The following is a 24,517-nucleotide window of genomic DNA, read 5'->3' on the forward strand; positions in this document are numbered from 1 at the left end:
TTTGAATACTGGATTAGAGGCTATCGGGCGCTCTATCACTGAAATGCCGCGCATGATGACGTATATCGAGCCATTCAAAGACTTCCCAGAGTTCGGTTTTGAACACACAACCTTTCCACAAGATTGGACGGTGTTTTATTGGGCATGGTGGTTAGTATTTGCACCAACGATTGGATTGTTTATTGCCAAAATCTCGCGAGGTCGTACGATACGTAATATGGTAGTAGGGTCAATGTTTTATGGCTCGCTTGGCTGTGCTATGTTTATGGTTATCTTAGGCAATTACGGTCTGTATTTACAGTTGACGGGGGCGGTCGATGTAGTGGCGGTACTCAATAACGAATCTCCAACCGCTGCCATCTTTGCTATCTTAAATAGCTTACCGATGTCTTATTTAGTCATCGCGGTATTTACCTTTTTATCGATTATCTTTACTGCCACAACCTTTGACTCTATCTCTTATATATTGGCGTCTGTCGTCCAAAAAGAAGTGGATGATGAGCCGCATCGTTGGAATCGCTTGTTTTGGGCATTCACTTTGTGTTTATTACCCGCTACCTTGATGTTCTTAGGAGATCTACAAACTTTACAAACCGCGTCTATTTTCGCTGGTGCACCGCTCATCATTATTTTGGGTATGATGATGATATCTGTGATTAAAGCCGCTCGGTATGACCTTGAGTATCAACCTGACTACAGTGTCAAAACTATCCATATCGAAGAGCTACCTGACAATGCGCCGTGGGAAGAAGGCGAAACTTCAGAAGCACTAGAAGGCTCAGTCCTGCATCAAAATGAAGAGTGGGAGCAGATGCGTGAGGATACTGAAAATGCGGAGAACCCTGAAAATAATAACTAAGCATTGAGCGTCACAATGGTTGCCGTTTGATATTATTCTAAAACACCAAAAAAGGCTGGACTATATCGATAGTTCAGCCTTTTTATTTGTCCGCTATATCAGTCAATTATATAGCTTCGGCTGACTCACTCAATGTCATCTCACTCAATGCCATATGCATACGATTTAATCCTTCGAGTAGTAATGCTCTAGGACAGGCCACGTTAATACGCATTTTAAGACGCCCTTCCTCACCATATTTGAATCCTGCGCTCAGCTCAACCTTGGCAGCTCGCAGTGTGTCATATAGCACTTGATCGTCTTGACCATACGCTGAGCAATCTATCCAAATTAAGTACGAAGCTTCTGGACGCATGACCTTAATCTTAGGCAGGTGCTGATTTAAAAACTGTACGGTTAACTCAATATTGGCTTCAATATAACTCAGCGCCTGCGTCAGCCACTCACCGCCCTGCTCATAAGCCACACGCATCGCTGTATAAGCAAATAGATTTAGCTCGTATTCGTCATTTAACTGCTGCTGTTGGCTGATTTTTTGGACCAATGCTTCATCTGTCGCAAATATCATAGAGCCTTTGATACCCGCGATGTTAAAGGTTTTGGTCATCGATGTCAGGCTGACTACATTGTGCTCATAGCCTTTAGCTAGGGTTAGAAATGGCGTAAACGTGTGACCAGTCAAGGCCAAATCTTGATGAATCTCATCACTGACAATCGCTACATTGTGCTTTTTGCAAATCGTAAGCAGTGCTTCTAACTCATCTGTCGTCCATACACGCCCGCCCGGATTTTGCGGGTTGCACAGCAGATAAAGCTTAACGTCATGCTCGATGATTTTGGCTTCGATATCGGCTAAATCCAGCTGATACTTACCCTCAACCTCTTGTAACGCAGAGATTATGAGCCGACGACCATTCTGCTCAACCTTACTCATAAACGGCGTATAAATAGGATCGTTGACCAGTACTGCCTCACCTACTTCGGTAAAGACATTCATCATTAGCGCTAGGCTTGGTACGACACCGGGGGAAAACAGTATATTCTGCTTTTTCAGCGGCAAATCATAACGACTGCCATGCCACTGAATAATCGAGTCATACAGGGCATCGGTAGGTTTGGTATAGCCCAATATACCATGCTGCACGATTTGCTCAATTGAATCTAAAATAGGTTGGGCGGCTTTAAAGTCCATGTCTGCGACCCATAGCGGAATCGTGTCATCGGTATAGTGCCACTTGAGTGAGCCTGTATTACTTCTATCGATTATTTCATCAAAGTTGTATTGCATTGGGTTTCTTCTTAATTATAAAAATAGTGGTTTAGGGTACAACATGAAGGGTGTCATCGCCAATGGCTTTATGGTTGTGATATCGGTATGCGATGTGGTTAATGCGAGATTATTTGGCAGGGATTTGCGTGTTGATTAAATAGCTAAATGCAGGAGCCAATCCTGCCATTCGCTATGATCTACTACCTTGAATAAAGTATAAAAAACAATACTCCCTTCAAATATCTGTTAGCATTTGGACGAATATTTATCTAAATTTCATTTTATTTTAGCTGTTCACTTTTATTGGTGAGATTATCATCTAGAGTACTAGAGCATGTCCTCAATCTGAACATTACATTTTAGATAAGAACACGCCCTAGATAATATACCCTAATATAGATATAACCCTTATAGATGTTTTATCAGAATTAAGTAACTGATTTACTATTTTTCAATCTAAAAAACTAAAAATGGAAATGAATAATGTCAGGTGCCTATTTTTACGAGCATATAAATGCCTATGAACAATGGCAGTTCACTCAAATTGATGTCCCATCTAGCTTTGAAACATACTATCATCTGTTTACTGGTGGTGCGAAGCAACGATTTTTATTAGGTAGTCATGACCATACTTTATATTGGGGTAGAATTTCTGAAGATTATAATAATATAGATTTTTTCCGTCCAAATAAACTTTGGCTACGTCAACAGATGCCTATTAATCCTATTACTTCGGCGAATATTGAAAGCTTTAAACAAGCTAACCCATCCAACCCTGCTCGCTACTGGGCGAATTTCTTTGCAAAAGCTTTAATTAATACTCCTGCCAGCTTTTTACACCAAGGGCACTGGCGCATTACACCCCCCTTCAATCCTGAATCAATGCAAGAGGCTGAAAGTAATTTAGTTAAATTAACCCCACGCTATTACTGGAGCTTTTTGCATCAAGAATGTAATTATACTTTTGAGTATCCAAGAGAAAGTCATATCAGAATAGATTGGAACCAATCTCCAAGTACGCCATTACCATTAAAACCTTTACCTTGTGCTCATGATGGGCGTGTAAAGTGGTGGCGAAAAAAGATAAGAGAGAAAGCTTGTCCGCCTTTACTGTTATGGTGGCAAAGTTCTATGCTCAGCCATATTGTCATCGATGGTCATAGTCGTTGGTGTGCACATTTATTAGAAAAAACCATACCAGATGTCTTAATTGTAAGCGCCTATCAAACCACTAATTATGATCATTTAGACACACCCGAAAAACGCTTGCGTAACTTACGAGCGCTGAAGCAATACGTTAATAATAGCGCCCAGCATGTCACACCGACCTCCATGAGCCATATTAACCAGATGCTAATGAATGCTTATCCTAATACCACCAAACATGAGGCAGTCACTATTGGCAAACCTATTAAAAACTTGGATAAACGCTGGTTGAGTGAGATAAACACCTTGTTTAACAGTCATGACTTTGATAGAAATAATACGTAAACCCTACTAACAAATATAAATTCCTAATGGTAGCTAAAATTATGATATTTATAGTGATTTAGCGGATATCAACTACGACTATTTATGTTCTCGCCTAACTACTTTTTGAAGATATATTGGTAATTGCATTATGCACTGAATGCAACTACATATAGCGTTAACTCTACTTATCAAATGACATCTACCTCCCCTTAAACCCAGCCTCACGTCTCTCAACCATCGCCATTACGCCCTCTTTTGCATCTTCTGAATGAAAGAGCAGCGGCAGATAGCTATGGATATTGGCAAATGCACCGCTTTTTACCTAATAGTTAAATAATCGCTGAGATAAAACTAACGTTGCAGGTAGTCCAGTTTGGATTGCGCAGAAGTATTGCCTTGATCGGCAGATTTTTGATACCACTCTATTGCTTTCTCGTATGACTGAGTGACGCCTCTACCCGTCTCATAGATAAGCCCCACATTATACTGAGCATAAGAATCACCCTGTTCGGCGGCCAATGATGTCCACTTTAGCGCTTGCTCATGAGATTGCACCACGCCACGACCTTGATAATACATTCCGCCCAGATCAGACTGCGCATGGACGTCTCCTTGCTTTGCCGCTTTCAAAAACCACTTCGCCGCTTCAGCATCAGATTGAACAACCCCGCGGCCCATCCTATAAAGCTTACCCAGACTTTGCTCGGCAGGGGCATAACCATCCTCGGCAGCTTGACGATAGTAATCATAGGCTTGGGCATAATCCTTATGATTGTAATAAGCTTGGGCTAATTGATAAATATCATAGGGGTTATTAGGGTTTTCTGATACCGCGTACTGACAAGCATCAATTATCCCTTGGGTGTCTATATTTGCTTCTAGAATATTAGATTCTTCAAGGAGATAATCATCGTAAGCTTCGATCTTGTCGCAGCCTTGTATTTTCGTATGGGTATGGTTTTTGTCATGTGTTGGCGTATACGTTTGAACGTCTGCATGTCCTGATGACATACATAACAACAGACCTGCTGATAGCAATAACCTTTTCATCATAGTTGACCTTATATTGTTAAGTCTAACGACCTATCAACTCAGTTTCACAACGTTCAACCACTGTGATCTGCAAGATATAGTCACATTCATATAAATCTGCTGCATCGTCACCCCTGCTGACCTTACTAAGGTATAGCTTGCACTCGGTTTCCTTGTATCGAAAATATTTGAACTCAACCATACAGAGCGGCTCTAAAACACAAGAAGACTCTTTTTAGTACATAAATCCATTTTCACATGAGTAATCCGCACCTAGTTTTACAAAACGATATACGTTAAAATCGATTATAGTCAGCTCTATACGATTAATTCAAGATCAATCAACCATAAAAATCCATACTGATACAGCAAATAAAGTGCAAGAGATACTTCAATATGGCTTGCAAAATTGATGCTATCGCTCTATACGGAAACCAACGTGCACCAGGAAAAAACCCGCCTAAGTCTAGCGTTTAACATCAGCTCTGCGGCACTCGCTTTTATTATTTGGGGCAGTTGGGCTTATTACGCCAATAGCGGGTCAGATACTAGACTTATATCCGCACTTACCCAAGCACTAGCCAGCTTCTGCATTACTCTAATACTGGTACACATGGTGACATTTATATTTCATCTACTACCAAAGACGCCTTTGCGTATCATCCTGCCAGCTATCATTTCAGTCAGCCTGACTGGCAGCGCACTGATACTAGCGCACACATTGGCAGGTACCTCAAAGATACTGCTCACTATCGCACCCGCATTGACGGTTGCTTTTACTTTTTGTGTAGTAACGGCACTAAAGTTAAATAAAACAGCGACCCACGCTAAGGAACACCATGTCTGAAATCGAAGGTCGTCGCCCCCTAAAAGTCCGTAGCGCAGGTTTTGCTAAAAGTATCGCGCAGTGGCTGAGTAATAAAAACATCACACCCAACCAAATCTCGATTTTGAGCGTGGTGTTTGCAGCACTGTCCGCGATCTGTCTCTTTGCCCTACCTTACGCAAACGGCATTAGCTTGTGGTTACTACCCATCGCAGCAGCCCTATTTATTCAATGTCGCTTATTGTGTAATCTATTTGATGGTATGGTTGCCGTCGAAGGCGGTAAAGGCACAGCGGCAGGAGAGCTGTACAACGATATCCCTGATCGAATCGCTGACCCACTGATATTGATTGCGGCTGGTTACGCCGTTACAGTGGTGGACTGGGCGGCCATACTGGGCTGGGCGGCAGGATTGCTTGCCGTATTAACTGCGTATGTCCGTACGCTATCTGTGAGTATCGGGGCGCCTGCTAACTTTGCAGGACCGATGGCCAAACAGCATCGCATGGCACTGCTGACCGCCACTTGTATCGTGACAGCGATTGAGCCACTATTATGGGCTCAGACTCTGACTATGTTAGTCACTCTCATCATTATCATTGCTGGCTGTATCATAACGATAACCAATCGAACGATAACCGCTTATCGATATCTCGAGGAAAACGCCTAAAAAATATCATCAATGCCGCTATGCTGGTACCTAAATAGCGACATTGAAGACTTAATCATTTGCAGCCCTAGCGTCCCGTAAACTCAGCTTCACGTCTCTCAACCATCGCCATTACGCCCTCTTTTGCATCTTCTGAATGAAACAGCGGCGGCAGATAACTATGGATATTGGCTAATGCGGTCGCAGCCCCATTACGGCTCGCATCTTGCGCTGATGATAATGTACCTCTGACGCCCAAAGGCGCAGCTTTGCAAATTTCTTGTGCCAACGTCAATGCGCGCTCATACTCAGACCCATTAGCTACTACCTCACTGACCAGATTCAGTCTATCAGCCGTCTGCGCATCGAATGCTTTACCAGTAAGTAGATACGGCATGGCTTTTTGCCAGCCTGCAGCCGCGACAAAGCGTACCGTCGCCCCACCAAATGGCATGATGCCGCGCTGGACTTCCATTTGTGCAAAGTTGCAGTTATCACTGGCGATCACCACGTCACTGTTTAGCATCAGCTCGATAGCTACGGTAAAGCACGTGCCCTTAACCGCGACGACTACAGGCTTAGTACGTAGTTTTCCACTGATACCCCATGGATCGATTTGATCATCATTAAACTCAAACACGCCATCGTTTAGCTTGTCTTGTAACTCGACCAAGTCCAACCCAGCGGTAAAGTGATCACCATGGGCAAATATCAGCGCACAGCGTAAGTTGTCGTCTTGCTCGTAGCGGGTCATCGCATCAGACAGCTGCCCGATCATATGACTGTCAAAGGCGTTACGTTTATTGGCACGATTGAGCCCGACAAGGCAAACGTGGCCTTGCGTGTCATAAGTGATGCGATTGTCTGTGCTGTTACTGTCCGTAGTCATGGTTTCATCCTTGTTCAAGTAATCATTGTCTTATAGTGGTTGGTTATATAGTAGGTGGTTATATGGTCAAATCTCGAGACTTTACTCACAGAAATTTGTCGATAGACCCACTTTTAATATAGACACCCTCGCGCTATAACACAAGCAGCAGAACTGCCACGAATAAAGCGTAGTTTAATATCAGTTGACCTCATTTGCGTTCAGTGTAACCATTATCCAACTTAAGACATCACTCAGAGCACTTTATGGAATTTTGGCACGGTTTTTTGCTTATCACCAGCGTCCATCTACTCGCTGCCGCCTCACCAGGGCCTGACTTTGTCTTAGTATCGCAGCAGACATTGGCAAAAGGTCGACGCACTGGTTTGATTTGTAGTCTCGGTATTACCTTAGGTCTTGCCGTGCATATTATTTACTCGGTATTGGGACTGGCGACGGTCATTGCTCACTCGCAGCCGTTATTGACTACCATTAAATGGTTGGGCGGTGGTTATCTAATTTATCTCGGTTGGCAGGGCATCCAAGCCAAGCCTAAAAAGCCATCAACGCCAATTGAGGACATAGCCTCAAACTCTGATACTTCACAAGAGAAGTTTATCCATCAAACAGCACTGTCTGGCAATCCTATGCCTGATAACCCTACTGCCCTTCAAAAACCCCCTAATAATACAGAATCAACGTTTGCCACTATACGTCGCGGGTTCTTTTGTAATGTCTTTAATCCAAAAGCGCCTGTCTATTTTGTCGCTATCTTTACGCTGGTATTGTCGCCTGATATACCGCTTTGGCAACTGGCTATTTATGGCGTATGGATGATGATCTTACAGATGTCATGGTTTAGTACGGTCGTAATGCTACTCTCTATCCCTGCTATTCACCGCCGCTTTCAAAGGTTTGAGCATTGGATCGACCGCGTATTAGGTACAGCGATGATAGTATTGGGATTAAACCTCATTTTACGTAACCGATAAAACGTTTGTTTGCGGCGAAATCTGCTAAAATGGTTGATTATATTCAAACATCAAAGCCACGCACTATGACCAGTTATCCCTCGAACAGTAAGCACAGAAACAGATCTCCTGCGACCGCAAAAAAACTCGGTCAGCTGCACCCACGTAACCCGCACCAAGGTCGTTATGACTTTGCGGTACTGACTCGCGCCTTACCCGAGCTTGCTGAACATACGATTACCAATCCTAAAGGTGAGTCGACGATTAACTTCTCGGATCATCAGGCTGTGCGCGTGCTCAATAGAGCACTGTTGGCCAACTATTATGGGGTCAAGTTTTGGGATATTCCTGAAGGCTATCTATGCCCGCCTATCCCTGGTCGTGCAGATTATATTCACTACATCGCGGATTTATTGGCGCAAACCACTCACGTAAATGCTGATAACACACCGCCGACAGGCAAAGAGATTCACGCGCTTGATATCGGTACTGGTGCTAGTGCCATCTACCCTATCGTTGGCAGCCAGAGTTATGGCTGGCGCTTTACCGCAAGCGACATTGATCCTATTTCAGTCAATACCGCAGCGTTAATTTGTGACTCAAACCCAAAACTAAAAAACTCAGTTAAAGTAAAGCTCCAGCCTGAGCCTAAATTTATCTTTAAAAACATCATTGGTCGTCAGGATTATTTTGATATCGTGGTTTGTAATCCTCCGTTTCATGCGTCTTTAGAAGAGGCAATGGAAGCCAATAGCCGTAAGCAGCATAACCTACAACGCCATCGTGGTAAAAACGAAAGCCCTCAAATCAGTCGTCATTCAACCAAGTCAGGGAATGCCGCACAAAACCTAAACTTCGGTGGTCAACATAAAGAGCTGTGGAGTGAAGGTGGCGAGATTGCATTCTTAACCAAGATGATAAAAGAGAGTCAGAGCTTTGCAGAGCATGTCGGTTGGTTTACTAGCCTCGTCTCAAAGTCTGAAAACGTAAAGCCTTTACAGTTGCTACTAAAGCAATTGAATGTCACTCAAATGCGTATCATTGAGATGAGCCAAGGCCAAAAAAGCACGCGTCTATTGGCATGGCGTTTCGATACCGACGAAGAGTAATCACTAAACAAGACTACTCACACCTTGTTTCACGTGAAACAAAAAAAGGCACCGCTTTGAATATCAAAGCGGTGCCTTTTTTTAAGGATTAATTTTTACAACGACTAATTTTAATAAAGGCTAATCTTTATTAAAACTAAGTAAAAACCTAAGTATAGCCAGTCCTAAATAAAAGAGGTGCAACTACATGATATGGGTTACTTTTTTCTTGCTTGCTGTGCCTACGCAGACAGAGGCGGCGCAAAACGTAACCCGTATCGCTGTATTTATTTTATAGTGAATCAACTATAGATTAGCCAAAAAACATCACCTTCAGCCCGATTAAGACAAGTACCATACCGCCCAACGCTTCTGCTTTATCTTCTAACCACGTCCCTGAGCGCCAACCTAGATAAACACCAAATAAGCCAAATACAGCGGTAACGATGGCAATAATCAGACAAGCTAACCAAGCATTGATTGCCAATAAATTGAGCGTAAATCCCGCTGCCATCGCATCGATACTGGTCGCAATGGCGAGGGTAAACAAAGTGCGCTGACTGATCTGTTTTTGCACGGTACTGTTGACTAAAACAGTATCAGCATTCACCTCAACCTCTTTATTTTCAGCACTTTCATCAACTTCATTAGCCTCATCAGTCCCATTAACTCCAAAGAACACTTCGTAAAGCATCTTTCCGCCGAGAGCGATAAGAATAAAACCACCAATCCAAGGCGCAGCCGCTGCCAACCAACCCAACAGTGCCGCACCTAATAAGTAGCCTATGAGCGGCATCACACCTTGTGCAATGCCAAAATATAAAGCAGCATAAACAGCCAAACGCAGCACATAATAATGACTTTGCTTTTGTGATTTAGCACCTAGCCCGATCGCGACTGCAAACGCATCCATCGCTAAAGCGATAGCAAGTAGTATCACCTCAATCATTTTGTTTTTCTCGTAAAATAGTCAGATTTTTGTTCCACGTGAAACAAAAATACCGCTTTGGATGCCAAAGCGGTATTTTTACATGCTATTAGAACAAGTCCCAAACTCAGATATCAAACTTAAGGTCCAAGATTAGATATCAAGATTAGAAACCGTCAATGCATTCTCTTCAATGAAGATACGGCGTGGTTCGACATGATCGCCCATCAAGCAGGTAAACATATGATCCGCAGCGATGGCGTCTTCGATGGTGACGCGTAGCATGCGACGATTTTCAGGATCCATTGTTGTGTCCCAAAGCTGGTCGGCGTTCATCTCCCCTAGCCCTTTGTAGCGTTGAATCGCTAGACCGCGACGCGCATCAGCCATCATTTGCTGCCACAGGTAATCGAAGTCACGTATTGGAATATCTTTAGTCGTACCAGCACTGGCTTCACGGCGGATAAAAGCATCATCCTCAAGCAAAGTATTCCATTCAGCAGACAGACGAAGCAGCTTACTATACTCACCAGAGTTAACAAAACTGGCATCAAGTAGATAATGATGTGCTAACTGATGCACATAGACCGTTATGCGTGGTAACCACTGTGCTTTGGTAGATACCTCTTCACTATCAACCGCCTCGCCCTCTTCAGCCGATGTAACTGGCGTCATACCTAACAGATCTACAGCGGCTGCATCCATATTTTTTGGTTGTGGTGCATGAATATTAACCAGTTCAATCTCAGGACTCAGATCGCTACCGAAGTGATCAAGCTTAGTCTGCATCGCTGCTTTCCACGATTTCATGGCAGACTCATCATAAGTCATGTCAGTACTAAGTTTTGGTGTATGCGTCAATGCGTCCAAAATTACCGCTGGGAAGCGAATCTGCAGACGTGCTTTGATCAACTGAGTTTGGTTATAATCATTGAGCAGTGTTTCAAGCGCTTGCCCAGTAATCGCAGGCGCATCGGCACTAATATGCAACTTAGTATTATCGATTGTTGAAGACAATAAGTATGCTTTGAGCGCTTCATCATCTTTTAGATATAGCTCTTGACGACCTTTTTTCACTTTATATAGCGGTGGCTGAGCGATATAAATATAGCCACGTTCGATTAGCTCTGGCGTTTGGCGGAAGAAGAAAGTCAATAGCAACGTACGAATGTGTGATCCATCAACATCGGCATCGGTCATGATGATGATTTTATGATAGCGTACTTTGTCAGGATTATATTCGTCAGGACCGATGCCGCAGCCAAGCGCAGTAATCAAGTTGCCCACTTCAGCAGAAGACAGCATTTTGTCAAAACGCGCACGCTCAACGTTTAGAATTTTACCTTTTAGTGGCAAAATTGCTTGCGTCTTACGGCTACGACCTTGCTTAGCCGAACCACCTGCAGAGTCACCCTCCACAATATAGAGTTCTGACAATACTGGGTCTTTTTCTTGGCAATCAGCCAACTTACCGGGTAGGCCCGCAATATCTAACGTTGTCTTACGACGCGTCATCTCGCGCGCTTTACGGGCCGCATCACGGGCACGTGCTGCATCGATAATCTTGCTTGCGATTGCTTTACCTGCACTCGGATTTTCTAACAAATAATCGTTAAATTTGTCATGCATCGCAGATTCGACAGCAGATTTGACTTCGCTTGATACCAACTTATCTTTGGTCTGACTCGAAAATTTTGGATCAGGTACTTTTACAGAAACGATAGCAGTTAAACCTTCACGAGCATCATCACCCGTCGCAGCGACTCGCTCTTTTTTGAATAAGTTTTCGCGATCCATGTAGCTATTTAAACCACGTGTGAGTGCTGAACGGAAACCAGATAAATGCGTACCACCATCACCCTGTGGAATATTATTGGTAAAACACAGTACTTTTTCGTTATATGTATCTGTCCACTGTAGCGCCACTTCGACACTAATACCGTCATCCTGGTCACTGGTAAAATGAAATACTTCATTGATGCCATCTTTGCCGGCATTGATATAGCTGACAAACTCTGACAAGCCACCTTTGTGCTCGAACTCATGGTGCTTATCGATACGCTCATCAGTCAATACGATACGCACACCTGAGTTAAGAAACGATAACTCACGTAAACGTTTGGCTAAAATATCATATTCAAAAACAGTTCCAGTAAAGATATTGGCACTTGGATAAAAACGGATTTGCGTACCCGTCTTATCAGTGGCTTCCATCCGCTGAATATCAGCATCAGGTACGCCATCAGTATAAGTTTGATGATAATGATAGCCTTCGCGCCAGATATTCATCTCAAGCTTTTCAGATAACGCATTTACTACCGAAACACCTACACCATGTAGACCACCTGAGACTTTATAACTGTTGTCATCAAATTTACCACCGGCATGTAGCACGGTCATAATAACCTGTGCCGCAGACACGCCTTCTTCTGGGTGAATATCAACAGGCACACCGCGACCATTATCCATAACGCTAACAGATTCATCTTCGTGGATAATAATATCAATCTGATCACAATGACCAGCAAGCGCCTCATCAATAGAGTTATCTACTACCTCAAAGACCATATGATGTAAGCCTGTGCCATCATCGGTGTCACCAATATACATACCTGGACGTACGCGTACTGCCTCTAATCCGCGCAAGACACGAATATCTTTAGAGCTATAATCAGAAGGTGATGCTTCAGAAACCGCAGCAGATACTGTAGTTTCTTCCATAGCGTCAGATATCAGTTGCTCGTGGTCGGTAGGTAATGAATCACTCATGTGTCTTCCTTAATCTAGCCATAATCAGCCGTTTGTCATGGACCCACCACTACGATGATGCCTCATAACGTCATTTTGGACGTAACTTTTATTGTCGAAAATTTTGATGTACAAGTTTGGCTAAAGCGAAATCAGCCAAAAATTTATAGGATATGACAGCGACTCAAAAAACATAAAGTCGGTATTTAAATCACGCTAACGCTCGTTTCTTTTTTTTAAACATTATCAAAACTAGCCTTGTGGATTAAACACAATATTATCAATATCTTATAAAGAAACAGACAGTAAAGACGATCTATTCAACATCATCAAACAACTTGCTGAAAACAGGATAAAAATAAAGCTTAATTTTAGCATTTTTTTGCTTCTAAGTCACTGTTTACTGGTAGCTTTATCGGCATCTAAAGCCGCCTCAAGATAACCTTGATTATAGGAAAACAATAGCAAATCTAAAAAATTTACGAGGTGATAAATCAGGGTAAAATAGACAGTACAAAAAAGCGCTTATAAAGACAAAATCTGACCATGTTTCACATGAAACATATTATGGTGTGACCAAAACCTTTCGATGAATGGTACGATATCATCCGTCAAGCTGGTCATAAATACCTGACATGGCAACTGTGATAAAGTCGATAATAAGATCTCTATCGCCCTATTATCAAGCTCTGCCGTAATATCATCCAATAATACTACTGGCGTAATACGCGGTTGCGATGCTGAAACAGACAAATCAGTGTCCTCTGTCGCATTAAGAAGCAGTGGCAGCTGTGACAACCTTAATGCTGTTATGAGAAGTTTTTTTTCACCACGAGACAGTACATTCGCTGCTTGTTCTTTTAAAACAGGCAGTTTTTCGTTTATTTCAGCCTCTATCATCACGCTTGAAGATTCTTTATTATACTCTGCTACCTCATTAGAGCGCCAATGCACATGAATGTCAGCGCGATGATTGCCAATGCGGGTATAGCCCAACTGCAAATCCTGCTCTAAACGCTCATTCAGCTGTACATCCAACGCTACAGTGGTATCGTAGCCAGCATTATAGCTTAAGCTCAATTGTTCCGAATAAGACGGCAACAACTGTGAAACGCTCTCAGCAAAATAAGGCTTCCATTCGGTAAATATCCGCTCACGATAATGATGGATAAGAGCAGCATGATTACTAAGACCTTTATCCCATGATTTTAGTTCAGAGAGCTGTACTTGGGTTAATTGCCTCGTCTTTTTTAGTAGACTATTGCGCTGTTTTAGTAGACGTTGGTAAGCTACCCATTGCGGATGAAAACCTTGTTTCATGTGAAACACTAACCAGTCCAGTAACTGTCGTCGACTGGCACTGCCCTGCTCTAACATATCCATCGTTGACGGATCTATCAGTAATGTTGGTAACTGTTCGGTTAAGACACTTTGATTGTATACAGTGGTTTGATTAAGCCGCAGAACGGTAGTTGCGTCTGTTTGTTTCTGAATGGCTAAGGTACTGCTATCGTTGAGACAAGCGTGTACAGTCACTGCATTCTGATGATGTTGAATATAGCGTTTGGGCTGATGATGACGGAAGCTTTTGCCTCTTGATAACAAAAATATTGCTTCAAGTAACGAGGTTTTACCGCTCCCGTTTTCACCAACAATGACGTTGCAAGCAGCTGAATTTAGATTAACTTGCGTCAAATTGCGTAAGCATGAAACTTGTAGACGTTCAATCATAATAACGAGAGCCGCCTATTTTATTGCCTACCTACTGAACAGCAAGTAGGTATATTTGGCAAGCAAAAGTCGAATAACACAATAGATAAATTACGCTAGATTAGTATTCTAAAATGAATAACAACTAGATACGCATTGGCATAATGACATACTGATGGAACTCGTCATTTAGCTGGTTAACCAACACTGAAGCGTTTGATTGGCTCATATGCATTTGCAAATCTCCTTGAATCACACTGAGAACATCTTGCAGGTAAGCTGCGTTGAATGACAACTCCATCGGCTCACCTTGATACTTAGCTTGTATCATCTCAACTGCTTCATCTTGCTCAGCGTTGTTTGCACGCACCTCTACCATGCCATCACTGGCAAAGTTGAATACCACACCGCGAGATTTTTCATTACTCAAAATCGCTACACGGCGTAGTACGTCAGTCATTTTTTCTTGGTTGAATAACGCCAATTTGTCAGTATTGCTTGGCATGACACGGCGATAGTCTGGGAATTTTCCATCAATCAAACGCGCTGTGAAAGTCACCATCAAGTTATCACTCACCTGCCCTGCACTATCGACATCACCAAACGGTAAGCTAACTTGCAAAAACTCACGACCAAAGCTCAATATTACTGCATTATCCTTATCACCCAACATTTTACCAAGCTCAGCAGCCAAGCGCTCAAGCTCAATGACAGCCTTGCGTGGCAAGATAGCCTGCATATTCAGATCAGCACTGACATCGATCACACTACGCGCCAAAGCCAGTCTATGTCCATCAGTCGCAACAGTCGTTAATTGCTGCTGTGATACATCAAACAGCATACCTGTTAAATAGTAACGCACATCCTGAATCGCCATCGCAAACTGGGTTTTATGAATCAAATCTGTCAAGCGATTGCGACTAATAGTCAATGGTGTGATATTTTCAGGATTACCTAAGCTAGGGTAATCCTCACTCGGTAATGTCCCTAAGGTAAAACGGCTTTTACCACTGGTTAACAGGCAGCGCTCATTTTCTTGAGTGGCAAGATTAACTTGAGCTTGTGCAGGCAAAGACTTACAGATGTCTTTTAGTTTTGTTGCAGGTAGTGTTGTTGTACCTGCTTGAACACAAGCACCTGCAGGCAATTTTAATGTCGATGTTAGTTCTACTTCTAAGTCAGAAGCCGTCAAAACCAGCTCTGATTCAGATAGCTGCAACTTGATATTGCCCAAAATGACCATGTTATGACGCTTATCAGCAGCTTTGGCGATTAGGTTAATGGCTTTTAGTAACGACTCTCGATTAATCGATAATTGCATGCTTAGTTACTCTTATTTAAATGGCTTTATTTTTATAAATTTAAAATAATGACTCAATAATACCCTGTCTACTGACGATAATCTATTGACTAGCTATGCGCTTAGATTTTCAATATTATAAATCATATCATACGACTAAAACATAGTGATATAGCAGGTAACTAACCAGCTTGTAACATTAAAGCCAGCGTCTTGTAATCTTTATCAAACGCTGGATCTGCTGCACGTAATTCATTCACTTTATCACAAGCATGCATCACTGTCGTATGATCGCGCCCACCAAATGATTGACCAATCTCAGGAAAACTATCTCCCGTCAACTCACGTGATAGCGCCATCGCTATTTGACGTGGTCTAGCAATACTGCGTGTGCGTTTACGACCCATAATATCTTTAATGGTCACATCATAATACTCAGCAACCACTTTGCGAATATTATCCATATTAACGGCTTGTACGCGCATGGCTACAATATCTTTTAACGCATATTGCACCATTTCAAGGGTTATCTGTGCGCCTGTCAGATTGGCATTGGCAAAGACTTGATTTAAAGCACCTTCTAATCGCCTGACGTTTGATACCACGTTTTGAGCGATAAATAGCGCACATTCTTTAGGCAACGTCATACCGTACGAAGCTGCCTTCTTTTGCAAGATTTGTACACGAGTATCAATTTCAGGTGGATCAACTGCGACCGTTAGCCCCCAAGAAAATCGAGATCTAAAGCGTTCATCAAACTCCGTCATCTGCGATGGATGTCTATCAGAAGCCAAAATCAGTTGCTTATCACCGCTGGTGAAATCAGCAAACAAAGTCAAAAATTCATTACTGCTTTTTGTTTTCCCTGCCAATACATGAATATCATCTACAATTAATAAATCCACTTTTTTAATTTTCTTTTTGAAATCTTCTATTTTATTATTTCTTAATGAATAAACTAATTGATTAATAAATTTTTCGGAAGTGAAATAATAAAAACTTTGATTATTTTTCAAATAGCGATGTGCTACAGAATGCATTAAATGCGTTTTCCCCAAACCAGAAGGTCCGTATATAAATAAAGGATTGTGACGGTTTTTCGACTGGCGTTTTCCGAGCTCATAACAAGCTTTGTAAGCAAGGTTATTGGACTTACCAGTAACGAATGTCTCGAATGTAAAATCTGGATTTAGATAGCTCAACGATTTTGCATCAGTAGAGTCTACTAAAGCAGCACGACGCGTATTGGCATCAATATCTGCTTTCGCATTGTTATGATGAATCGTTTCAAAATTAGATTCTGCAAGGGTAGGGGAGTGCTTATCTTCTACAAATAAAGAGCCTGATGACAACTGGGTACTATCATCTGTGTCATGCCCCACATTATCAACACGGACAATAACCTCTTCGATACTACCTTGGCTATGCTTAGTAACCAGCTGCTGAATATCTTGTAAATGGTTTTTTTTGATGTAAGTAACAAAATAATCATTAGGGGCAAGTATGATAAGGGTTTGTTCTTCCTGATGGGCTGATAAAGGTCTCAACCACATAGTGAATACGTTGTCTTTGACGTTATAGCGCAAGTCGTTTAAACACTTATCCCAAATATTTACTGTGTCTATCATGAATAATACTAACCCTATGATCTGAAATAATAGATATGTCTCAATGATATAAACCGCTATTTAAGCACTAGCATAGCTTCTGAGGACTCAACTCAAAACTATATTGGCAAGCTGAGCAGAAACACATATCGGACAGGAGGTTAATTTACCACAGTTACCCTGTGGATAACACCTTGTTTTTTGTGGATAATATTGTGGATAGTTTTGTGGATAAGTAGAATAATCAACTTATCCATATTTAACCCACAGGTTATCCACAGCATTATCCATACCTTAAAAATATGATTTTAAAGGATAAATATAACTTAACCACAGAAAAAACATCTACCAATAACAACAATACTTATATATATTAATAGTTTATTATTATAGAGTTCGAGACAAACTGTGGATAACTTTTAAAATTCAGCTCAAATAAATACGTGTTCTAAGTTGGTTTAACTGGACGTGTAAAATATATTTCTATTAAAACCAACAAGCAGATAAGTTACTTTAATGACCAAATTTTTAGGGATATGAATATCAACTAAATTAGTTCATTGACCAAGATAGTATGCGGTGGTATAATCCTCCGTTATTACGAATTTAGTCCATTATTTTGATAGGTGAGTTATGAAACGTACATTCCAACCAAGCGTGATCAAGCGTAAACGTACTCACGGTTTCCGTGCTCGTATGGCAACTAAAAAAGGCCGTCAGGTCTTAGCTCGTCGCCGTGCTAAAGGCCGTCATCGTCTTACTGTATAATTAGTAGACGATGATAAGCATGGCTAATAGTGCTTGTTAGATCTCTATTATTTATAGATTATGATAGTCAACTATTACAACTGACATTTAGCCATATATCAAAAGCGCCCGAATCGGCGCTTTTTTTGTCTTTATATTTTGCTATTATTTCTAATCTCACCATGAGCGCTTTTACTGGGTTTTAATATGTCAAATACTGTTTCAGCTATACCTACTGCTCGTTTCACTAAAGAGCAACGACTGCTAACACCAGCGGATTTTCGCGTGGTGTTCGATGCACCTGAACGGAAGCTTCATCAGAGTCATCTGATGGCCTTTGTACGTTCTAATACGCGTAACAAGCCACGAGTTGGCATGGCTATTACAAAGCGTAAAGTACCTACTGCAGTTGCTCGAAATCTTATTAAACGTCAAATACGAGAACAATTTCGTTTAAAAAATATTAAAATGGAAGATAAAGATATTGTTTTTATTGTGAAAAAATCTATAGAAGGATTAAATAAAAAAGAATTAAAAAATGAAATAAATAATATCTTTAAAAAAATAGAAAAAAAATAAAATGAATATTTTTTTAAAAAAAATAAACAAAATATTTTTAATAATTTTATTTGGTTTAATTTTCTTTTATCAAAAAATAATTAGTCCTGTCATTCCTGCCCGTTGTAGATACTATCCAACATGTTCAAATTATGGCAAACAAGCGTTGCGTTGGCATGGGGCCCGAACTGGTAGTTGGTTGTTGTTGAAACGTATTGGTAGATGTCATCCTTTAGGCGGACATGGTATAGATTTTGTGCCTGTACCTTTAGCTTCTTATAAATATCATTATCTACCCTCTACTTGCTCTTCAAATATAAATAGCCAAGGAATAGGTGTTTATCGAGATAATAAAAGCTATGTTTCACGTCTTAATCATTTGATGACGTTCGAATCAAAGTGAGTGTGGATAACTTGTGGGTATCTCTGCTATTGAGTTACCCACAAGTTATCCACACTCTTGGTATCATTTAAGGCTGATTTTTAGTAAAATGATGCACATTTTATGTAAATGACTACCAATACTGTTGTTAGATGCGAGGACAACTGTGCTGTACAGTCATGACACATGCCCTAATTTTTCATTCCCTAATTTTTAATCTAGGAAAGGTTTATGCAAAAGATATTTAGGGTGATGATCATCATTGCGATGTTAATCACCGCTTATCTGCTGATTTTGGCATGGCGAGATGATTATGCCGATGCACCAGCGGTGGATGTACAGCCAGAAACCACATCTTCAGTAGGTGCTGATATTCCATCTTCGACCAGTGCAGCAGGTGATATTCCGGCTCAAACACAACCTGTTGATAATGCAACTGTGGCTACGGTCAATACGCCTACTAAAGACACAGGTCTAATTACGGTCACCACCGATCGCTATGATATAAAAATTAATCCAGAAGGTGGTGATATTGTTTATGCTGCGCTTAAACAATACGACGCAACGCTAAACAGCGATGAGCAGTTTGTACTGTTAGAGAATGACAGCAATCGTGTCTATGTGGCTCAGTCTGGCCTGATTGGTCAAAATGGCATTGATACGGCAGAAGGTCGTGCTAATTACAGTCATACTGCTAATAATTATGTAATGGAAGAAGGACAGCAAACACTGTCTGTACCGCTAACTTACAAAAAAGATGGCGTGACAATTACTAAGACATTTACCTTTACTGAAAGCAAATATCCGATTGATGTTAGCTACAAAATTCAAAATGCATCTACGGCTGCTTGGCAAGGTCAAATGTTTGCGCAGTTAAAGCGTGATGATAGTAAAGATCCAGGTACTTCTAACAAAGGCGTGCTAAGCATGGCGACTTATTTAGGCGGTGCGTGGGGTACACCTGACGATCCTTACAATAAACTGAAGTTTGATGAGTTTAATGATGGAGAGTTGGTTACTAGCAGCGATAAAGGTTGGGTTGGTATAGTGCAGCATTATTTTGTATCTGCATGGACGCCTAATAACTTTACTGGTACTTTCTTTAGTCGTGAGACAGGTGACGATTACTTTATTGGTTTTAATAGTAAGCCAGTCAATGTAGCGCCAAACAAGCAATTAACATTAGATGCCACACTATATGCCGGTCCAAAAGTTCAGTCAGAGCTAAAAGATGTCTCTGTAGGTCTGAATAAAACGGTTGATTATGGCTTGCTATGGCCAATATCTAAGGTCTTATTTGCTATTTTGGATGGTATTCATAAAGTCATTGGCAACTGGGGGTGGTCTATCATCCTGTTGACAGTGTTGGTTAAAATTGCACTGATGTGGTTCTCTAATAAGAGCTACTACTCGATGGCGAAGATGCGTGCTATCGGACCAAGATTGAAAGCGCTAAAAGAAGAGCATGGCGATGATCGCATGAAGATGTCGCAAGAAATGATGGCTATCTACAAAGAAGAGAAAGTCAACCCAATGGCGGGTTGTCTACCTATCTTGATGCAAATGCCTATCTTCTTAGCATTGTATTGGGTATTGGTTGAAAGTGTTGAGCTGCGTCATGCACCGTGGATCTTGTGGATACAAGATTTATCAGCAATGGACCCGTGGTTTATTTTACCACTATTGATGGGTGCATCGATGTTTATACAGCAGCAGCTAAACCCGCAGCCAGCTGATCCAATGCAAGCAAAAGTTATGAAGTTTTTACCGATTATCTTTACTGCATTCATGCTGTTCTTCCCGGCAGGTTTGGTTTTATATTGGACAGTGAATAACTTGTTTAGTATGACTCAGCAATATATTGTGAATAAAAAAGTTGAGGAAGAGCAAAAGCGTCGTACTGTTAAGGAACTTGATTAATCATTCGTAAGTTAGCACAACCAAAGACCATCGCTTAGGCGGTGGTTTTTTTATGCATGGAATATTAAAGTGAGATAAAACTAAGCTCAAACCGACTGCTATTTGAAGTTTGCTTTGTCAGTCTGCATTGAGCCGTCTATAATGGGGTTTTTAGTTATTGAGAGTCACTGTGGATTCTTTAGAAAATGCGTCAACAGCGCACCCTGTATCTGAACCGACTAAGTCATCAGGGTTGACGACAATTGCTGCCATTGCAACACCACTTGGTCGTGGCGGTGTCGGTGTCATACGTTTATCTGGTGCACGTGCCCATGAGATTGCCTGTACATTAACTGGCAAGGCTGCCTTTACGCCGCGTATGGCCAGCTTTTGTCGTTTTTATCAGGCAGATGGTACTGTTGTGGATGAAGGACTGGTATTGTACTTCAAAGGCCCACATTCATTTACAGGTGAGGATGTGATTGAGCTGCAAGGTCATGGCGGCATGATCTTACAGAATCAGCTATTAGCACGCGTCTTTGAGTTGGGTGCCAAACAGGCAAGTGCAGGAGAATTCTCTTACCGCGCTTTTGATAATGATAAGTTAGATTTGGTGCAGGCTGAGGCCATTGCAGATGCGATTGATGCGACCAGTGCGGCAGCAGCTAGTAGTGCCATTCGCTCATTGAGCGGTGAGTTTTCACAAAAAATCAACCAACTATTAGAGCAGCTAATTCATGTGCGTCTGCATGTTGAAGCTGCCATAGACTTCCCAGATGAGGAAGATGTGGACTTCTTATCTGACGGGGTGATACAAGCCAAACTAGAGCAAACACAGGCTAAGATACAGCAAGTACTGGCAACGGCTAAGCAAGGTCAGCTATTACGTGACGGTATACACGTGGTGTTAGCGGGTAGACCCAATGCTGGTAAGTCAAGCCTACTTAACCGCTTAGCAGGACAAGAGCGCGCTATCGTAACTGACGTAGCAGGCACCACGCGCGACACCCTACAAGAGACGGTGGTGCTAAACGGCCTAACCTTACATCTCACCGATACAGCAGGATTGCGCGAGACAGAGGACACAGTGGAGCGTATCGGTATTGAGCGTGCCCGTACTGCCATCACGCAAGCTGATATGCTGCTGATGGTTTATGACGTGACTCGCGATGTTGAAGAACAAAGCACACCGTTACAGCTCGCTGAGCAGCTGTTTGGTGAGTTGCCAGAAGCGAAGCGCTTACTGATTATTGCCAATAAAAGTGACCTATTAAGTGATGTCGCAGATAGTAATCTGATAACAGCCTCACAAGCTGAGATAAGCGATCGCGGCTATGATCAAGTTAATGTTTCATGTGAAACAGGCATTGGCATCGATGAGTTAGTTGAAGTCTTGTGTTCTAAGGTAGGTTTTCATCCACCAGAAAACAGTCTCATTGCTCGCACAAGGCATTTAGATGCATTAAGGCGGACTATGGGCCATTTGACAGAGGCGCATGAGCAATTAACAGTATTTCAAGCGGGTGAGCTGGTAGCAGAGAGCTTGCGTCAAGCCCAAAATAGTTTGGGTGAAATAACAGGTGAGTTCAGCGCTGATGATTTATTAGGTAAGATATTTGGTAGCTTTTGCATTGGTAAATAGCTAAGCAGTTTTATAATTTGTAACGCTACTATTTACTTGTTGACGGTGTGTCCTCATTTTTATCCATCTAGATAACTATTGATTGACTTGAGGATGCTTCCTAGCATTTGTTCCATACATAACGACTCTCGCTGTTCAGTATTAAGATAAGGAAAATGCTATGCACTGCCCGTATTGTAATGCATCAGATACTAAGGTTATTGATTCGCGTCTTGCTGCGGAAGGAGCGCATGTGCGTCGTCGACGGTCTTGTAATAGCTGTCAAGAGCGTTTTACGACCTTTGAGATGGTAGAGGTGGTGATGCCTCGAATTATTAAGTCAAGCGGCAAAATTGAGCCTTATGATAATGAAAAACTGCGCCGCTCTATCTTATTACCTTTGCAAAAGCGTCCCATTACTATCGATGAGCAAGAGGCGATGATTAGCCGTATAGAAAAGCGAGTTCGGCAGATGGGTGAGCGTGAGATTAGTAGTAAGGTCTTGGGTGAAATTATCATGAGTGAGCTTAAAACGTTAGATGACGTGGCTTATGTACGTTTTGCGAGCGTTTATCGTGACTTTCAAGATATTGATGCATTTCATCAAGAGATTGCTAATATTCGTCCAAATGAAAAATAGGCGAATTAACCCTGATGTAGTGTTTGAACACCCACCGCTTTTTATTCTTTTATAGACCACTCTCAATCATTGATTAAGTCCATCCTTATGTCTACCAAAAACCACGCGCAAGATGCAAAAGACCGTTACTTTATGATGCTTGCTATCGAGCAAGCAAAACAAGGACTATATACCACTAGGCCAAATCCAGCAGTAGGTTGTGTCATTGTTCAAGCGGACGAGATAATCGGTCAGGGGTTTCATCCAAAAGCAGGTGAGCCCCATGCAGAGGTATTTGCGCTCAAAGATGCTGGTAGACAAGCAGAAGGAGCAACTGCTTACGTAACTCTAGAGCCTTGTAGTCATACCGGTCGTACACCGCCTTGTGCAGTCGCGCTTACTAATGCGGGTGTGACACGTGTCGTGATTGCAGGGCTGGATCCTAACCCACAGGTCTCAGGGCGTGGTGTGAAGATGTTGCAGGACGTCGGGATAACAGTTACGGTTGGTGTACTAACGGCGCAAGCAGAGCTATTAAATCGTGGCTTTTTGAAGGCAATGCGAACCCAGATGCCTTATGTACGTCTCAAAATTGCCACGAGTCTCGATGGCCGTACAGCGATGGCAAGTGGCGAATCAAAATGGATTACTTCAGCGGCTGCTCGTGAGGATGTTCAAAAGCTGCGGGCACAAAGTGGCGCTATTATTACAGGTAGTGAGACAGTGATAGCTGATGATCCACAGCTTAACGTTCGATCCGAACAGTTAGGCGTTTCACCTAAACAAATACCAAAGCCTATGGTGGTCGTGTTGGATAGACGTCAGCGTTTAACACACAATCTACAGTCTAATTATCAGCTATGTCGTCGAACAGATACTGTTTATTGGCGTAATGATGATTTAACTGCCTTATTAAAAAATTTAGTAAAAGAGCATCAATGCTATGACGTATTGATTGAGGCTGGTGCGAGTGTTGCAGGTAGCTTTTTGAGTCAACAGTTAGTAGATGAAATGATTGTTTATCAAGCACCTTGTTTACTCGGAGCACAAGCACGAGCCATGGTTGATCTCAATCCTATATCTTTAGCCCAGCAGCTGCGGTTTGATATCGATAGGCACGAACAACTTGGCTCAGATCTTAAACTAATCCTGCTACCTTTATAATTTTATGGTGTTATACACAAGATATCCCCAGGCTGTAATAAGGCTTCTTTTTAATCTGGTCGGGTATTAGGAATATCATCTATTCAATCGGTAGTTATTTGAATGGACTAACAGTGGTTCAGTCAGTGGTTAAGGTTTGCCAAACAACATTAAATAGCCGGCTAATATTTTGATTTTAGCTACGCTATTTTCCTTGTT

General features: G+C 41.9%; 21 protein-coding genes and 1 pseudogene. 13 read left to right on the plus strand and 9 right to left on the minus strand.

Features of this window, described 5'->3' with window-relative positions:
* A partial coding sequence (locus ACT3SX_RS03720) for a BCCT family transporter (RefSeq protein WP_444761673.1) occupies positions 1 to 859 on the plus strand: 859 nt, incomplete at its 5' end.
* Between the two features lie 106 nt (positions 860 to 965).
* Here the strand turns inward: ACT3SX_RS03720 and ACT3SX_RS03725 are convergent.
* Positions 966 to 2,147: a MalY/PatB family protein gene (locus tag ACT3SX_RS03725; protein ID WP_192520077.1), complete on the minus strand. Its 1,182-nt coding sequence runs from the start codon at positions 2,145 to 2,147 to the stop codon at positions 966 to 968.
* Between the two features lie 465 nt (positions 2,148 to 2,612).
* Between ACT3SX_RS03725 and ACT3SX_RS03730 the strand changes: the two genes are divergently transcribed.
* The gene (locus ACT3SX_RS03730; protein ID WP_192520076.1) at positions 2,613 to 3,620 is read left to right on the plus strand and encodes a hypothetical protein; all 1,008 of its coding nucleotides are present in this window, start codon (positions 2,613 to 2,615) and stop codon (positions 3,618 to 3,620) included.
* A 181-nt stretch (positions 3,621 to 3,801) separates the two neighbouring features.
* On the opposite strand, the pseudogene ACT3SX_RS03735 reads toward ACT3SX_RS03730, so the two are convergent.
* Positions 3,802 to 3,912, minus strand: a pseudogene (locus ACT3SX_RS03735) (crotonase/enoyl-CoA hydratase family protein); the annotation flags it as partial.
* Positions 3,913 to 3,953: 41 nt separating this feature from the next.
* A complete protein-coding gene (locus ACT3SX_RS03740; protein ID WP_442069531.1) occupies positions 3,954 to 4,655 on the minus strand; it encodes a hypothetical protein in 702 nt (233 codons plus the stop codon).
* A gap of 418 nt (positions 4,656 to 5,073) precedes the next feature.
* On the opposite strand from ACT3SX_RS03740, the gene ACT3SX_RS03745 reads away from it, so the two are divergent.
* The gene (locus tag ACT3SX_RS03745; RefSeq protein ID WP_192520074.1) at positions 5,074 to 5,481 is read left to right on the plus strand and encodes a hypothetical protein; all 408 of its coding nucleotides are present in this window, start codon (positions 5,074 to 5,076) and stop codon (positions 5,479 to 5,481) included.
* Complete coding sequence (locus tag ACT3SX_RS03750) at positions 5,474 to 6,130, plus strand: CDP-alcohol phosphatidyltransferase family protein (protein WP_192520073.1); 657 nt, start codon at positions 5,474 to 5,476, stop codon at positions 6,128 to 6,130. Before ACT3SX_RS03745 ends, ACT3SX_RS03750 begins: the two co-directional genes overlap by 8 nt.
* 67 nt (positions 6,131 to 6,197) lie before the next feature.
* Here ACT3SX_RS03750 and ACT3SX_RS03755 read toward each other — a convergent pair whose 3' ends face one another.
* Complete coding sequence (locus tag ACT3SX_RS03755; RefSeq protein ID WP_192520072.1) at positions 6,198 to 6,998, minus strand: crotonase/enoyl-CoA hydratase family protein; 801 nt, start codon at positions 6,996 to 6,998, stop codon at positions 6,198 to 6,200.
* Positions 6,999 to 7,243: 245 nt separating this feature from the next.
* Here ACT3SX_RS03755 and ACT3SX_RS03760 point away from each other — a divergent pair, with 245 nt between their 5' ends.
* Together ACT3SX_RS03760 and rlmF are read left to right on the plus strand one after the other, a co-directional pair.
* Positions 7,244 to 7,969 carry a LysE family translocator gene (locus tag ACT3SX_RS03760; RefSeq protein WP_192520071.1) on the plus strand — a complete coding sequence of 242 codons (726 nt, stop codon included), beginning with the start codon at positions 7,244 to 7,246 and terminating at the stop codon, positions 7,967 to 7,969.
* Positions 7,970 to 7,998: 29 nt separating this feature from the next.
* A complete protein-coding gene (gene rlmF, locus ACT3SX_RS03765; RefSeq protein WP_192520078.1) occupies positions 7,999 to 9,057 on the plus strand; it encodes a 23S rRNA (adenine(1618)-N(6))-methyltransferase RlmF in 1,059 nt (352 codons plus the stop codon).
* Between the two features lie 292 nt (positions 9,058 to 9,349).
* On the opposite strand, the gene ACT3SX_RS03770 is transcribed toward rlmF, so the two are convergent.
* The 5 genes from ACT3SX_RS03770 to dnaA form a co-directional block, all read right to left on the minus strand.
* Entirely contained in the window at positions 9,350 to 9,985 is a 636-nt protein-coding gene (locus tag ACT3SX_RS03770) for a manganese efflux pump MntP (protein WP_192519649.1), read from the minus strand.
* A 132-nt stretch (positions 9,986 to 10,117) separates the two neighbouring features.
* A complete protein-coding gene (gyrB, locus tag ACT3SX_RS03775; protein WP_192519651.1) occupies positions 10,118 to 12,685 on the minus strand; it encodes a DNA topoisomerase (ATP-hydrolyzing) subunit B in 2,568 nt (855 codons plus the stop codon).
* 552 nt (positions 12,686 to 13,237) lie between these two features.
* Complete coding sequence (recF, locus tag ACT3SX_RS03780) at positions 13,238 to 14,443, minus strand: DNA replication/repair protein RecF (protein ID WP_192519648.1); 1,206 nt, start codon at positions 14,441 to 14,443, stop codon at positions 13,238 to 13,240.
* Positions 14,444 to 14,567: 124 nt separating this feature from the next.
* Complete coding sequence (gene dnaN / locus ACT3SX_RS03785; protein ID WP_192519647.1) at positions 14,568 to 15,743, minus strand: DNA polymerase III subunit beta; 1,176 nt, start codon at positions 15,741 to 15,743, stop codon at positions 14,568 to 14,570.
* Positions 15,744 to 15,904: 161 nt separating this feature from the next.
* Positions 15,905 to 17,350 (minus strand): chromosomal replication initiator protein DnaA, encoded by a 1,446-nt coding sequence (gene dnaA / locus ACT3SX_RS03790; RefSeq protein ID WP_192519646.1) that lies wholly within the window; start codon positions 17,348 to 17,350, stop codon positions 15,905 to 15,907.
* A 612-nt stretch (positions 17,351 to 17,962) separates the two neighbouring features.
* Here dnaA and rpmH point away from each other — a divergent pair.
* The 7 genes from rpmH to ribD all read left to right on the plus strand — a co-directional run bounded on the left by rpmH (position 17,963) and on the right by ribD (position 24,319).
* A complete protein-coding gene (rpmH, locus tag ACT3SX_RS03795; protein ID WP_007394757.1) occupies positions 17,963 to 18,097 on the plus strand; it encodes a 50S ribosomal protein L34 in 135 nt (44 codons plus the stop codon).
* A gap of 186 nt (positions 18,098 to 18,283) precedes the next feature.
* Positions 18,284 to 18,655, plus strand: coding sequence for a ribonuclease P protein component (gene rnpA / locus ACT3SX_RS03800; protein WP_192519645.1), 372 nt, complete (start codon positions 18,284 to 18,286; stop codon positions 18,653 to 18,655).
* Position 18,656: 1 nt separating this feature from the next.
* Complete coding sequence (yidD, locus tag ACT3SX_RS03805) at positions 18,657 to 19,037, plus strand: membrane protein insertion efficiency factor YidD (protein ID WP_192519644.1); 381 nt, start codon at positions 18,657 to 18,659, stop codon at positions 19,035 to 19,037.
* A 210-nt stretch (positions 19,038 to 19,247) separates the two neighbouring features.
* Positions 19,248 to 20,936: a membrane protein insertase YidC gene (yidC, locus tag ACT3SX_RS03810; protein WP_192519643.1), complete on the plus strand. Its 1,689-nt coding sequence runs from the start codon at positions 19,248 to 19,250 to the stop codon at positions 20,934 to 20,936.
* Between the two features lie 169 nt (positions 20,937 to 21,105).
* On the plus strand, positions 21,106 to 22,557 hold the full coding sequence (mnmE, locus tag ACT3SX_RS03815) for a tRNA uridine-5-carboxymethylaminomethyl(34) synthesis GTPase MnmE (protein WP_413038453.1): 1,452 nt from the start codon (positions 21,106 to 21,108) through the stop codon (positions 22,555 to 22,557).
* 160 nt (positions 22,558 to 22,717) lie between these two features.
* Positions 22,718 to 23,176 carry a transcriptional regulator NrdR gene (gene nrdR, locus ACT3SX_RS03820; RefSeq protein ID WP_192519642.1) on the plus strand — a complete coding sequence of 153 codons (459 nt, stop codon included), beginning with the start codon at positions 22,718 to 22,720 and terminating at the stop codon, positions 23,174 to 23,176.
* An 87-nt stretch (positions 23,177 to 23,263) separates the two neighbouring features.
* Positions 23,264 to 24,319, plus strand: a complete 1,056-nt coding sequence (gene ribD / locus ACT3SX_RS03825) for a bifunctional diaminohydroxyphosphoribosylaminopyrimidine deaminase/5-amino-6-(5-phosphoribosylamino)uracil reductase RibD (protein WP_442061832.1) — start codon at positions 23,264 to 23,266, stop codon at positions 24,317 to 24,319.
* The last annotated feature ends 198 nt before the right edge of the window (positions 24,320 to 24,517 follow it).

This window comes from Psychrobacter sp. AOP31-B2-9 (assembly GCF_052378005.1).
GTDB lineage: Bacteria > Pseudomonadota > Gammaproteobacteria > Pseudomonadales > Moraxellaceae > Psychrobacter.

Bases quoted from the DNA above. Each gene is read 5' to 3' on its own strand.
- ACT3SX_RS03740 (WP_442069531.1), bottom strand. From the start codon at position 4,655: ATGATGAAAAGGTTATTGCTATCAGCAGGTCTGTTGTTATGTATGTCA.
- yidC (WP_192519643.1), top strand. From the start codon at position 19,248: ATGCAAAAGATATTTAGGGTGATGATCATCATTGCGATGTTAATCACC.
- ACT3SX_RS03755 (WP_192520072.1), bottom strand. From the start codon at position 6,998: ATGACTACGGACAGTAACAGCACAGACAATCGCATCACTTATGACACG.
- gyrB (WP_192519651.1), bottom strand. From the start codon at position 12,685: ATGGAAGAAACTACAGTATCTGCTGCGGTTTCTGAAGCATCACCTTCT.
- ACT3SX_RS03725 (WP_192520077.1), bottom strand. From the start codon at position 2,147: ATGCAATACAACTTTGATGAAATAATCGATAGAAGTAATACAGGCTCA.
- nrdR (WP_192519642.1), top strand. From the start codon at position 22,718: ATGCACTGCCCGTATTGTAATGCATCAGATACTAAGGTTATTGATTCG.
- rlmF (WP_192520078.1), top strand. From the start codon at position 7,999: ATGGTTGATTATATTCAAACATCAAAGCCACGCACTATGACCAGTTAT.
- ACT3SX_RS03770 (WP_192519649.1), bottom strand. From the start codon at position 9,985: ATGATTGAGGTGATACTACTTGCTATCGCTTTAGCGATGGATGCGTTT.
- ACT3SX_RS03730 (WP_192520076.1), top strand. From the start codon at position 2,613: ATGTCAGGTGCCTATTTTTACGAGCATATAAATGCCTATGAACAATGG.
- ACT3SX_RS03750 (WP_192520073.1), top strand. From the start codon at position 5,474: ATGTCTGAAATCGAAGGTCGTCGCCCCCTAAAAGTCCGTAGCGCAGGT.
- dnaA (WP_192519646.1), bottom strand. From the start codon at position 17,350: ATGATAGACACAGTAAATATTTGGGATAAGTGTTTAAACGACTTGCGC.
- rpmH (WP_007394757.1), top strand. From the start codon at position 17,963: ATGAAACGTACATTCCAACCAAGCGTGATCAAGCGTAAACGTACTCAC.
- yidD (WP_192519644.1), top strand. From the start codon at position 18,657: ATGAATATTTTTTTAAAAAAAATAAACAAAATATTTTTAATAATTTTA.
- dnaN (WP_192519647.1), bottom strand. From the start codon at position 15,743: ATGCAATTATCGATTAATCGAGAGTCGTTACTAAAAGCCATTAACCTA.
- recF (WP_192519648.1), bottom strand. From the start codon at position 14,443: ATGATTGAACGTCTACAAGTTTCATGCTTACGCAATTTGACGCAAGTT.
- ribD (WP_442061832.1), top strand. From the start codon at position 23,264: ATGTCTACCAAAAACCACGCGCAAGATGCAAAAGACCGTTACTTTATG.
- ACT3SX_RS03760 (WP_192520071.1), top strand. From the start codon at position 7,244: ATGGAATTTTGGCACGGTTTTTTGCTTATCACCAGCGTCCATCTACTC.
- rnpA (WP_192519645.1), top strand. From the start codon at position 18,284: ATGTCAAATACTGTTTCAGCTATACCTACTGCTCGTTTCACTAAAGAG.